Origin of the sequence: uncultured Chitinophaga sp. (genome assembly GCF_902168175.1) — a bacterium.
Taxonomy (GTDB): Bacteria; Bacteroidota; Bacteroidia; order Chitinophagales; family Chitinophagaceae; genus Chitinophaga.
Map to the genome: position 1 here is coordinate 17,830 of NZ_CABHOU010000025.1, position 12,658 is coordinate 30,487.

Below are 12,658 nucleotides of genomic sequence, written 5' to 3' on the forward strand. Positions count from 1 at the left end.
TTGATTTAACATGATCCTTAATGACGAATTGCATTGGTCATTTACAACTATAATAAGTGATGAAGATGAAGTTATTTCGCGTTTGGATTTAAGCCATGTTTACGAATGATCCAGAGAAAAATTATCCTTAGCTCGGCCTTTCTTTTGTGCTCAACAGGCCTGTTTGCACAGGTGTTGACGGTCAAAGATGCAATAGAAACGGCAGTCACGAATTACAACAGTATCAAAGCCAAAGCGGCCTACGCCAGCGCCTCCCGCGCTTCCGTAACACAGGTACGCCGCGAAGTAATGCCCAACCTGGTAGTATCAGGTCAGCAGGACTATGGCACCGTAAACGGGCAAAACGGCCCGGCTTACGGGTTTGGCGGTTTTGGTGTGGCATCTTCAGGCCTCCCCTTAGCGGAACAGAACTGGAATGCAGCGTTTGGCGCGCTTTATCTCGCCAACTTTAACTGGGACTTCTACACTTTCGGAAAAGTACGCGAACGTATTCAAACTGCGGAACGTATTGCCGAAAGAGATGCTTCCGACCAGGAACAGGAAAAGTTCCAGCACGAGGTACGTGTAGTGTCTGCCTACCTCAACCTGCTGGCCGCCCAGCGTATTACCCGCTCGCAGGAAAACAACCTGGCCCGGGCCGATACCTTCCGGCTGGTAGTAGTTACCAAGGCACGCAACGGCCTCATCGCCGGTGTAGACTCCTCCCTGGCCAACGCCGAAGTAAGTAACGCCCGGCTGGCCCTTATCCGTGCAAAAGCCCTGGAGCAGGAAAGAGCCAACCAATTGTCGTTGCTGATGGGCATTGCACCGCAGCAGCAGTTTACGCTCGATACACTGTTCATCACCCGCATACCCGGCAACGTGGTATCGGCCGACACTGTATCTTCCCAACACCCCCTGTTACAGTTTTACAACAACCGTACGCGGGTAAGCCTTGAACAGGAGCAGTATTACAGGGCCATGAAGTATCCTAACTTTTCCCTGTTCTCTGTATTCCAGACCAGGGCCTCTGGTTTCAGTCACCTTTACGCTTCCGACCAAACGCAGTTCACACATAATTACTGGGATGGTATTAAACCCAGCCGCAGTAACTACCTGTTTGGTGTAGGCGTAACCTGGAACCTTACTTCCATACTGCGCGCAGGCCAGCAGGAGGTAGCACAGCACAAGGTTACGGAAGGTATGCGTTATGAGGCCGACCTGGTAAACCAGCAACTGAAAGCCCAGCAGGACCTTGCCGGCGTGAAAATGAAGAACGCGCTGGATGCTTACAACGAAGCACCTTTACAGGTTCGGTCTTCGTCCGACGCCTACCTGCAACGCTCGGTATTATACCGCAACGGTCTTAATACGATCGTGGATGTTACCACCGCGCTGTACTCGCTTAACCGCGCCGAAACCGACCGTGACATCGCCTACAGCAATGTATGGCAGGCACTGTTACTCAAAGCTGCATCGACTGGCAACTTATCCATATTTACGAATGAATTTTAATCCGACGGACCAATGAACCTAATTCGCCTAGCACTCCGGAAACCCATATCAATCATGGTATTGGTGGTAGGACTGTTTTTCTTCGGTATATCGGCGGTGAGAGATATTAAGGTAGACATCCTGCCTAACATGAACCTCCCTGTGATCTACATCGCCCACCCGTTTGGCGGCTACACGCCCGACCAGATGGAAGCTTACTTCGGTAAACAATATGTAAACATACTCCTGTTCGCCAACGGTATCAAAAGCATTGAAACCAAAAACGTTCAGGGCCTTACGCTGATGAAGCTTTCGTATTACGAAGGCACCAACATGGCGCAGGCAGCAGCCGAAGTAAGTGCCCTCGCCAACAGGATACAGGCCGCCTTCCCACCGGGATCGCAGCCGCCTTTCGTGATCCGCTTCGATGCTTCGTCGCTGCCGGTAGGACAACTGGTACTGAGCAGTCCCACCCGCAGTAACAACGAATTACAGGATATCGCCAACGTTTATGTACGTGCGATGTTCACCTCTGTACCCGGCCTGCTTTCGCCCCCACCCTTTGGCGGCAGCCCCCGTACCATCGAAATTAACGTGGACCCGGAAATGCTCCGCTCCCACAACCTTACACCCGACCAGATCGTGGAAGCCATTCGCCTGAATAACCAAACGGCACCTTCCGGTAACGTACGCATCGGCGATAAAAACTACATCACACCAACCAACAATACCATCCGTAACCTGAAAGAGTTTGAGGATATTCCCATCTTTAAGGGCGGCGTACAAAACCTTTACCTGCGGGATGTGGCTACTGTTAAAGACGGGGCTGATATCACCGCCGGCTATGCACTGGTAAACGGAAAACGTTCGGTATATGTGAGCATTGCCAAGGCAGGCGACGCATCTACCTGGGAAGTGGTAAAAAGACTCAAAGCCAACCTGCCGCGCATTCAAAGCACCTTACCCGAGGATGTAAAACTCAGTTACGAGTTCGACCAGTCGGTGTATGTGATCAACTCGGTAAAAAGCCTGGTAAGTGAAGGCATCATTGGTGCGGTGCTTACCGGTTTAATGGTACTGCTGTTCCTGGGCGACCGGCGCGCAGCACTGATCGTAATCCTCACCATCCCTGCCTCCATTATTTCCGGCGTATTGTTCCTGAAGTTATTCGGGCAAACGATCAATATCATGTCGCTGAGCGGCCTGGCGCTGGCCATTGGTATATTGGTGGATGAGAGTACGGTAACGATCGAAAACATTCACCAGCACCTGGATATGGGTAAACCAAAGGCACTGGCCATTTGGGATGCATGTAAGGAAATCGCTTTCCCGAAACTGCTCATCCTCTTCTGTATCCTCGCGGTGTTTGCCCCGGCCTTTACCATGACAGGCATTCCCGGTGCATTGTTCCTTCCACTGGCTTTGGCCATCGGATTCTCTATGATATTCTCTTTCCTGCTTTCTCAAACCTTTGTGCCCATCATGGCCAACTGGATCATGAAATCGCATCATAAGAAAGGAGACAAACGTACGGATGAAGAGATATTAAGAGATGCCAAACTTTCACCTGAATCGGAGAAAGATACTTTTGACCAAAAGAAAGTACTGGTAGAGCGTGACGACTTTAACAACGACGGTAAGATCAGTTTCTTCGAACGTTTCCGCAACCGCTTTATGCGCTTTAGCGACAGGCTGATGCCGAATCGTAAACTGGTAACAGTCCTTTACCTGGTGATCATAAGCGGCCTGGCCGTATGGATGCTCAACTCCATTGGTAAAGACGTACTGCCCCGCACTAACTCCAGCCAGTTCCAGCTGCGCCTGCGTGCCCCGGACGGCACCAGGGTAGAAAGAACAGAGCAGAAAGTAATTGCGGTGTTGAACGAACTGGAAAAAGAAGTAGGCAAAGAACATATCGCGATTTCATCCGTGTACGTTGGGCAGCACCCCGCGCTGTTCTCCGTATCGCCTATCTACACCTTTACGGCTGGCCCGCACGAAGCCGTGTTCCAGGTGGCGCTTAAAGACTACCACCACGACATGGACGAGTTCAAAGAGCGCATCCGCGAAAGAGTGAAGAAAGAACTGCCTGATGTAAAGATCTCCTTTGAGCCGATAGAACTCACCGACAAAGTACTGAGCCAGGGCTCTCCAACACCGATCGAAGTACGTATTGCCGGTAAAAACAAAAAGATCAACGAAGAATACGCGAATAAGATCGTAGCGAAACTAAAAGAGATCGATTATTTCCGCGACGTACAAATTGCGCAACCTATCAAATATCCTGCGTTAAACATCAATATCGACAGGGTACGTGCAGCACAACTGGGCGTTGATCTGAATGAGGTATCCCGTTCTCTGATTGCCTCTACTTCCTCCAGCCGTTACACCGATAAAAACACCTGGATAGATGAAAAGGCCGGTCAGCCCTACAGCGTGCAGGTGCAGGTACCGCTTAACCAGATGACCAACGAGGACCAGCTCGGCGAAATCCCGTTACTGCGCAACTCCGCCCGTCCAATTCTCAGCGATGTGGCCACCATTACCGCTGATACCGTGAATGGTGAAAATGATAACCTTGGCGCGATGCCTTATTTATCGGTAACCGCTAACCTGTATAAAAAAGATCTGGGGGTGGCATCCGACGATGTAGACAAAGCACTGGCATCGCTGGGTGAACTGCCACGTGGTTTGTTCATTGATCGTATCGGGTTAAGTACCGTATTGAACGAAACGCTCAGCAGCCTGCAATCGGGCCTTATCGTAGCGATTGTGGTAATATTCCTGATGCTGGCGGCGAACTTCCAGTCATTCAAAGTATCGTTTGTAGTGCTTACCACCGTACCTGCCGTGGTACTGGGATCATTGCTGATGTTACGCCTTACAGGATCAACGCTGAACCTGCAATCGTACATGGGTATCATTATGTCCGTAGGCGTATCTATCGCCAACGCCGTATTGCTCATCACCAATGCCGAGCAATTGCGTAAACACAGTGGCAACGCTTTATCTGCGGCAAGAGAAGCTGCAGGCTTAAGGCTTCGCCCGATCATTATGACCAGTGTGGCCATGTTGATGGGTATGTTACCAATGGCCATCGGTCATGGCGAAGGTGGCGACCAGATCTCGCCATTAGGCCGCGCCGTAATCGGTGGACTATTATTCTCCACCATTGCCGTACTAGTTGTATTACCGCTGGTATTCGCATGGGTGCAGGGTAAAACATCTACCCAATCCATTTCCCTCGATCCGACCGACGAGGAAAGCAAACATTTTATATCATCATTATCCGACAAAAATACACAGACCAATGCGTAGGACATTCATGTTACCGGCTGCCATCCTTTTAGTTTCCGCATCAGTGGCATGGGTTGGCTGCGACTCGTCTAAAGGTGAACCCGCGAAAGAGGCAACCGCAGCCCCGGTAAAGGAAACCATCAGCCTCGAAAAAGGCACGATATCCACTAATCTTACCCTTCCTGGCGAGCTCATTGCTTTTCAGCAGGTAGACCTCTACGCCAAAGTGAGCAGCTTTGTAAAAACGCTCACCGTGGATGTAGGCAGCGAGGTAAGGGCAGGGCAGTTACTGGCCGTGCTGGAAGCGCCTGAGATCAGTTCCCAGTTATCAGGCGCCAGCTCCAGGTTACAGGCACTCGAAGCTGTATATACCGCCAGCAAAGCCAATTACAACCGTTTGCTCGAAACCAGCAAAACACCCGGCACCATTTCGCCCAACGACCTGGATATGGCCAATGGCAGGCAGCAGGCCGACTACGCATCTTTGCAGGCCGCTAAAGCCGCTTACAAAGAGATCAGCGATAACCGTAACTACCTCGAGATACGTGCCCCGTTCAATGGCGTAATTACCTCCAGGAACGTAAGTGCCGGCGCTTTTGTAGGCCCTAACGGCAAAGAGCCCATCTTCACCTTACAGCAGCAAGACCGACTGAGGCTGGTAGTGGCCGTACCCGAAGTATATTCCGTATTCCTGCGCAAAAGCGATAAAATAGATTTCTCCGTGAAGTCGATGCCCGGCGAACAGTTCTCCGCCAACATCAGCCGACTGGCTGGCGCGCTGGACAACCGGCTGCGTTCGCAGCGTATTGAGATGGACGTGCCCAATACTAATAAAAAGCTGTTGCCAGGCATGGTAGCTGAGTTAAAGGTAGCCTTACCCGCCACCGACAGTGCTTTCGTGGTACCGGCATCCGCCGTACTGACCTCCTCCGAAGGCGTGTTCGTAATTAAAGTGAATAATAACAAGGTAGAATGGGTGCCCATTAAAAAGGGACGCGAAGCCGACAAAAAAGCCGAGATATTCGGCGACCTCCACACTTCCGACACCATCGTGAAAGAAGCCACAGAGGAAGTCCGCAACGGCTCTACCTTCAAAAAATAGGTTGTTGTTTTCGATTTATACGCTACGGCCGTCATCCTCCGGGGTGGCGGTCTTTTTTTTGTGGAACGGGCGGAAGGATATGATTCAGCCGCCGTTGCGTCGCACACTGAAGCGGCAGTAACAGTATCGGGCAATATTTAGTTCTTCCATGGCCGCGGTGTTTACACCACGCTGTAAAGAATTTACTTAAGTACTGGTAATGCCATATATAACTGTTCCGGCTATATCGTGCCAATACGCCTCGCCCGACCCGGTACAATGCATTCAACCAACGGATGACAATCCTATTGTGTGCCCGCACTAGCGGGCCTCAACCTGTTCACGGCGAGGAACGAAGCCATCCTCATGGGTGTGTCCGCACTAGCGGGCCTCACCCTGCTCGTCATGGCGAGGTACGAAGCCATCCTCGTGCGCAGTCTTCGCCTCAGTAAAGCCCTGCGGGCAGCGTGTTTAGCATGGGCAAAGCATCCGGAATTCCGCGAGGCACAGACTACATGAAAGTAAGCCCATAACGTTGCCTGCCATCCCTACAACCAATTATTGCAGGCAGTGACTACGCACGAGGATGGCTTCGTTCCTCGCCATGACGGGAAGAGATAGGCCGTTGAAGGGAGCGACCTAACGGTGGCTTAATCCCTATTCCCCGCCAGCCATAAACTATCAAACAAATGCCAGCAAATGTACATTGACCCGCATACCGCCCTGCCCTACTTTTGTAATCAAGATATTTGGTTGATAAATAGTACGAAAGTACAGTTGTTTGTTAGCGGAGACCGGCGAAACATGTGAATGTTCGGCATTAACCGGGCGTAAAAAAGGTGTGCAGATAGCCGCACACCTTTTTCGTTTTTATAAGTAAATAATATCTCCATCGTCGGGCACCATTATACGAGGATCGTGCGCAGTGGCCGCCCTTAATTCAGGTCGTTTCTGGTGGCAGTGATTGACGGTATCGAGATGTACGCAAACGATTTTGGCAGCATCGCTGTGTTTGGCCACCGTTAGTACATCGTCGGCCGTCATTGTAATGGGATCGCCCATATCGAACTGGGCGGCGCCGGCGTTGAGTACGATGAAATCCGGTTTATATACCCTCAGTGCATCTTCCACTTCTTTACACCATACCGTATCGCCGGCAATGTACAGGGTATGTTGCCCGTCATTGATCATAAAGCCGGAAACAGGAGCCATTTTGATGGCAATATCGCCAGTGCCATGCTGGCCGCCGGTGCGCGTAAAGGAGAGTTGCCCGAGGCCATATTTTACGTAGACAGGCGCAACACTGCTAAAACCCTGGTTGCGGAACTGCTGCTCGTCTTCGGGCTGACCGAGGATAGGCATTTCCTTTGAGATCATTTCGCGGGCGGTAACATCCCAGTGATCGTTGTGGGTGTGGGTAACCAGCACCATATCTACTGTGGACAGCAGTTGTTCGAGTTCTTTATCGGTTAAAGGCAAATCTACCATGGGATTACGGAGGCCGTTACTGGTCCAGACGATGGGATCGTAGGTGTTTTTAGCGGCCAGGAAGGGGTCCACCAATATTCTTTTTTCGCCCATATCTACCACCAGCGTGGCATGCCTTATTAGTTGTAGTCTGATCATGGCTGTTAATTTAATAAATTATCCGAAATTCGCCCTCCAAGGTAAATGAACAATGAAGGTTTGTATAGCAGAAAAACCAAGCGTAGCAAAAGATATTGCAGAAGTACTTGGCGCCAAAACGCGCAAAGACGGGTACTATGAGGGCAATGGCTACCAGGTTACCTGGACCTTCGGGCATTTCTGCACCCTCAAAGAGCCGCACGACTACACCGAACAATGGCGTTACTGGCGGCTGGAAGACCTGCCCATGATACCTCCCAGCTTCGGTATTAAACTCATCGACAACAAAGGCGTAGAGAAACAGTTCAAGATTATCGAAACACTGGTAACCGGCAGCGAGGAGGTGATAAACTGTGGTGATGCCGGCCAGGAAGGAGAACTGATTCAGCGCTGGGTGTTGCTGAAAGCCAAATGCGTGGCGCCCGTAAAACGGTTGTGGATTTCTTCGCTTACGGAGCAGGCCATCAGAGAGGGATTCAATAAACTCAAAGACGCCGACCAGTATAACAACCTGTACGCTGCCGGCAGCGCCCGCGCCATCGGCGACTGGCTGCTGGGCATGAACGCTACACGCCTGTTTACGAAAAAGTTCGCGGTAGGCAAAGTAACCTTGTCGATCGGTCGCGTACAAACCCCTACCCTGGCCATGATCGTAGCCAGGCAAAAGGAGATAAACGCGTTCCTTTCTGAAGAATACTGGGAGCTAAAAACCATTTACCGCGAAACGGAATTCACCGCCACCATCGAGCGGCTGAAGAACGTGGAGAAAGCGAACAAAGGGCTGGAGTACTTAAAAGAACATCCTTTTGAAATTACCTCATTCGAAAAGAAAGAGGGTAAAGAGGGTAATCCCCGGCTGTTTGACCTTACCTCGCTGCAGGTAGAGGCCAACAAAAAATTCGCTTTCACCGCCGATGATACACTGAAACTTGTGCAGAACCTTTACGAAAAGAAGCTGGTCACCTATCCCAGGGTAGATACCACTTACCTTTCGGAAGACCTGCATCCTAAGGTAGAAGGCATCATGCGTGATCTTACGCCATATGCCGCCCTTACCGCTCCTATTCTCGCCAAACCCATCCCCAAACTCAAATCGGTGTTTGACGATAAAAAGGTAACGGATCACCATGCCATCATTCCTACTGGTGTATATCCCGGAGGCATTCCGGTGGAGGAGAAACGTATCTACGACCTTATTGCCCGCCGTTTCATAGCGGCCTTTTACCCGGAGTGTAAAATATCTAATACTACGGTACTGGGTAAGGTAGGCCAGGTAGAGTTTAAAGCGACCGGTAAACAGATACTGGAGCCTGGCTGGAAGGAGGTATATGCGAACGATGTAAAGGACAAAAAAGACGGTGAAGAAGATGAAGAGAAAGTACTTCCTTTATTCGTTGTAGGCGAAAGTGGCCCGCATACACCGCGTGTGCATATGGGCAAAACCACGCCTCCCAAACCTTTTACAGAAGCAACGTTGCTGCGCGCCATGGAAACCGCCGGCAAGCAGGTGGACGATGAAGAAATGCGCGAGTTGTTAAAAGACAACGGCATCGGCCGGCCCTCTACCCGCGCTAACATCATCGAAACCCTGTTCCGCAGGAAGTACATCGAAAAACGGAAAAAGAACATCTTCGCCACTCAAACCGGCATGGACCTTATAGATACCATACAATCAGAACTTCTTAAAAGCCCCGAGCTTACAGGTGTGTGGGAACGTAAACTGCGGCTCATCGAAAAAGGCGAATACCAGATGGAAATCTTTAAGCAGGAACTCATCACAATGGTTATCGATTTAACCCGCGAAGTGAAAACCAGCGCCTACAAAGCGATTACCGTTACTACCGCGCCGCCACTGCCAGAGAAAAAGGAAGAAAAACCAAAGAAGGAATCCAAACCTAAAGAGCCGAAGAAAACTGTAGCGATAGAAGAAATGAACTGTCCGAAGTGTAAGTCGCACCCGTTGAAGAAAGGGAACACAGCATACGGTTGCGCTAATTTCTCGGTATGCGGGTTTAAACTACCGTTCGAAGTTTTGGGCAAAAAACTCAGTGAAAAACAGGTGGCTGATCTGGTACTGAAGGGCAAAACAACACAGATTAAGGGGTTGGTGGTGCCGGGCAGAGAAGCTCCTGTGGACGGCAAGCTGGTATTGAACGCAGACTTTGTGGTTGGGCTGGAGTAATTACTCCGGCCGCGAAAGGCGTTTTAGTTTTTCGGTTAGCTCCAACGCGCGCGACACTTTTACATCAATCTGCATTGCCCGCAGCTTCTCTTTGCTTTCATCGTCGAGCGTTGGATTAGCCAAAAGCCCTTCCAGATCGATCATGGCAATTAACCTCGTTCTTTCTAAGGCCCGTTCTTTCCGATACCGTTTAAATTCCTGGATTACAATATTGCTTAACCATGATAATGATATCATGAACGGTGGTACAAATACTATTAAGTATGTTTTGAGTGCGAAAGTATCAGGCAGTTTTTCAAGGGCGAATAACCAGATCATTCCTCCCCCGGCATTTATAAGTTGTTTTCTATCAAAATGGGCATCAACAACAATCGGATCTAAATGGTTAACCTTTTCCTCCAATGGCTTTTATTTTAGTTTACTCCACACTTCTAAAAAATGTCTTATTTCTTCGCGGCTGTGGCGGTATGGCGACAGCTTAGCCGTATCTCCATCCGGACTTTGTATAACTATCGTATCAGCATCGGAAAACCACCATTTTACAAAGTCAATTATATTCAGAACAATCGGAATGAGAAACAAGCATCCCGCGATGATCAATAGAATAATTTCCAGAGGTTTTATTGCCATAACATTTCATTTACTCCCCGAAAATAATTCATTCTTTTATAGACATATCTTCTCTTCCTCACTTTTTTCCTCAAACTGAGAAATTGTCAGTTTCACTTAAGGTTGGCTCGAATTTTTTGGTTTAATCAACTACATTTTTTTTATGTTTACAAACACTTAAACCATCCGTTATTGTCCACAGCCGTAGCAAATATCAATACCGACCTGTTACAGAGGGTGTCCCGGGGAGATGAGCAGGCGTTTCGCGAATTGTTTCATGCATGGTCGGACCCATTGCATGCTTACATCTGTCGCCTTACCCACTCAAACGAGCTGGCGGAAGAGATCGTGCAGGACATTTTCCTGCAAATCTGGACCACACGCGAAACCCTGGCTTCCGTACGTAACTTCCCCCCATACCTGTTTGTTATTTCGCGTAACCACGCCCTTAATGCGCTTAAAAAAGCGCTCCGTGAAAAGAAACGACAGCAGGCCTGGGAAGCGGTGAATACGCAGGAATGGGACGACAACACCAACCTCGAACCGCAACTGGGGCTCATCGAAACGGCTATTTCACAGCTTCCGCCACAACAGCAAAAGGTTTGGATACTTTGCCGCCGACAGGGCAAAAAGTACCAGGAAGTGGCGGAAGAAATGCGTATCTCCCGCGAAACGGTGAAAAAATACCTGCAATATGCCAACCAGTCTATTATGGAATACGTAGCCGCCCGTACCGATGCCTGCCTGCTTTTCCTTCTCTTTTTCCTTTCCTGAAAAAAAGTTCATCCCGGTAGCCCCTTTTGATTTTTTTTGTTGTTCCTTATACGATAACGCATTTTATCATGCCAATACCTGAAAACAGACTTTCACATCTTTTCGATCGCTGGGTACACCAGCAGGCAACGCCAGCGGAACACGACGAGCTGATGGCACTGCTGGACACACCCGATGCGGAAGCCCAACTGGAGCCGCATATGAAGGAGGTATGGCATAAAATGCAGGCAAAACAGGCTTACACACCAGACGAAAAAGACCGGATCGTAAACCACATACTGGATGGCCGCCCTGGTGTACAAGCTACACCTATACGTAACATAAACCGCTACTGGTGGGCAGCCGCTGCGGTATTAGTGCTGGCAGCCGCGGGCATTGGGTATTTCACAATGCTTACGCGCCCGGGAACGTCTTCGGTGGCTATTACTTCAGCTCCGGATGTAGCACCGGGCAGGCAGGGCGCTATTCTTACCCTCGCCAACGGACAAACCATCGTACTCGATTCACTCAATAATGGTGTAATCGCTAACCAGAACGGTACACAGGTAAGCCTTAATAATGGTCAACTGAACTACGACGCGGCGCAGGCGGGCGAAGTATTGTATAATACCATCACCACACCCCGGGGCCGGATGTTCCAACTGGCATTGCCCGATGGTTCGCTCGTATGGCTGAATGCTGCCTCTTCCCTCCGTTTCCCGACCGCTTTTAGCAGTAAACAACGGCTGGTGGAGGTGACTGGCGAGGCCTATTTCGAAGTGGCGCAGAACATATCGCAGCCTTTTATTGTAAAGATCAGCGAGGGCATGCAGGTGGAGGTAATGGGCACCCGCTTTAACGTGAATGCTTATGCGGACGAAGCAGCCATTACAACCACCCTGCTCGATGGCGGTGTGAACATTAATAACGGCGGCCTGCGTAAAACGCTCAAACCGGGCCAGCAGGCGAGTGTTAAAGGCAATGACGTAAAAATATCCAACGATGTAGATACCGACCTCGCAGTGGCCTGGAAAAATGGCTTTATCAGCTTCCAGGGCGCGGGCCTGCAGGACGTAATGCGCAAAGTGGCCCGATGGTACGACCTGCAAGTGGTGTACGAAGGTAAAATCCCCGAAACCGAGTTTGATGGCGACCTTCCAAAGAATCTAAAACTATCACAAGTAATAAAGATATTAACCAAAGTCGAAGTGAAATTCAGGATAGAAGAAGGGAACAAGCTGATTGTACTCCCGGAATAATAAAATACGCAGATTAATACAAGAAGACAGGCTGTTCCATATTTGTGATTTCAACCAAGGCCCGCTATGGTAGCGGGAGAAGAATAATATTGTCTAAACGTTTATGTTATCTATGTTCCATTTATTTGATCGCAAAGTAAACAAGTAAAATTGCCGGAAAAACAAGAACGGGGAAGTGTTTGCAGCACTTCCCCGGGAACGGTCTTTTGGCTAATCACGCAAAAAAAGTCTTCCAGGACGATTTCTCATTTAATTAACCTTAAACCATTACAAAAGTATGAAGTTTTACACTTTTTGTAAGCAGGCTTTCTATGCCCATATAAAAGCGGCATGGCCAACAACCAGATCTGAATTATTTAAAGCTCCGGAAGTGCCAAC

10 protein-coding genes are annotated in these 12,658 nt (G+C 49.5%); 7 read left to right on the forward strand and 3 right to left on the reverse strand.

Annotated features, from left to right (window positions below):
* Positions 1 to 105: 105 nt before the first annotated feature.
* The 4 genes from QZT80_RS03505 to QZT80_RS03520 all read left to right on the forward strand — a co-directional run bounded on the left by QZT80_RS03505 (position 106) and on the right by QZT80_RS03520 (position 6,370).
* Positions 106 to 1,494 (forward strand): TolC family protein, encoded by a 1,389-nt coding sequence (locus QZT80_RS03505; protein ID WP_295117707.1) that lies wholly within the window; start codon positions 106 to 108, stop codon positions 1,492 to 1,494.
* 12 nt (positions 1,495 to 1,506) lie between these two features.
* Positions 1,507 to 4,791 (forward strand): efflux RND transporter permease subunit, encoded by a 3,285-nt coding sequence (locus QZT80_RS03510; protein WP_295117710.1) that lies wholly within the window; start codon positions 1,507 to 1,509, stop codon positions 4,789 to 4,791.
* Complete coding sequence (locus tag QZT80_RS03515) at positions 4,784 to 5,872, forward strand: efflux RND transporter periplasmic adaptor subunit (RefSeq protein ID WP_295117712.1); 1,089 nt, start codon at positions 4,784 to 4,786, stop codon at positions 5,870 to 5,872. The genes QZT80_RS03510 and QZT80_RS03515 overlap by 8 nt, the downstream gene beginning before the upstream one ends.
* A gap of 291 nt (positions 5,873 to 6,163) precedes the next feature.
* Entirely contained in the window at positions 6,164 to 6,370 is a 207-nt protein-coding gene (locus tag QZT80_RS03520; protein WP_295117714.1) for a hypothetical protein, read from the forward strand.
* Between the two features lie 351 nt (positions 6,371 to 6,721).
* Here the strand turns inward: QZT80_RS03520 and QZT80_RS03525 are convergent, their stop codons facing one another.
* Positions 6,722 to 7,477: an MBL fold metallo-hydrolase gene (locus tag QZT80_RS03525; protein WP_295117717.1), complete on the reverse strand. Its 756-nt coding sequence runs from the start codon at positions 7,475 to 7,477 to the stop codon at positions 6,722 to 6,724.
* 52 nt (positions 7,478 to 7,529) lie between these two features.
* On the opposite strand from QZT80_RS03525, the gene QZT80_RS03530 reads away from it, so the two are divergent.
* Entirely contained in the window at positions 7,530 to 9,659 is a 2,130-nt protein-coding gene (locus tag QZT80_RS03530; RefSeq protein ID WP_295117719.1) for a type IA DNA topoisomerase, read from the forward strand.
* On the opposite strand, the gene QZT80_RS03535 is transcribed toward QZT80_RS03530, so the two are convergent.
* Positions 9,660 to 10,061: a hypothetical protein gene (locus QZT80_RS03535; RefSeq protein ID WP_295117722.1), complete on the reverse strand. Its 402-nt coding sequence runs from the start codon at positions 10,059 to 10,061 to the stop codon at positions 9,660 to 9,662.
* Between the two features lie 6 nt (positions 10,062 to 10,067).
* On the reverse strand, positions 10,068 to 10,289 hold the full coding sequence (locus QZT80_RS03540) for a hypothetical protein (protein WP_295117725.1): 222 nt from the start codon (positions 10,287 to 10,289) through the stop codon (positions 10,068 to 10,070).
* Between the two features lie 171 nt (positions 10,290 to 10,460).
* Here QZT80_RS03540 and QZT80_RS03545 point away from each other — a divergent pair, with 171 nt between their 5' ends.
* Both QZT80_RS03545 and QZT80_RS03550 read left to right on the forward strand, forming a co-directional pair.
* A complete protein-coding gene (locus QZT80_RS03545) occupies positions 10,461 to 11,042 on the forward strand; it encodes an RNA polymerase sigma-70 factor (RefSeq protein WP_295117727.1) in 582 nt (193 codons plus the stop codon).
* A gap of 68 nt (positions 11,043 to 11,110) precedes the next feature.
* Positions 11,111 to 12,280 (forward strand): FecR family protein, encoded by a 1,170-nt coding sequence (locus QZT80_RS03550; protein ID WP_295117729.1) that lies wholly within the window; start codon positions 11,111 to 11,113, stop codon positions 12,278 to 12,280.
* Positions 12,281 to 12,658 lie beyond the last annotated feature (378 nt).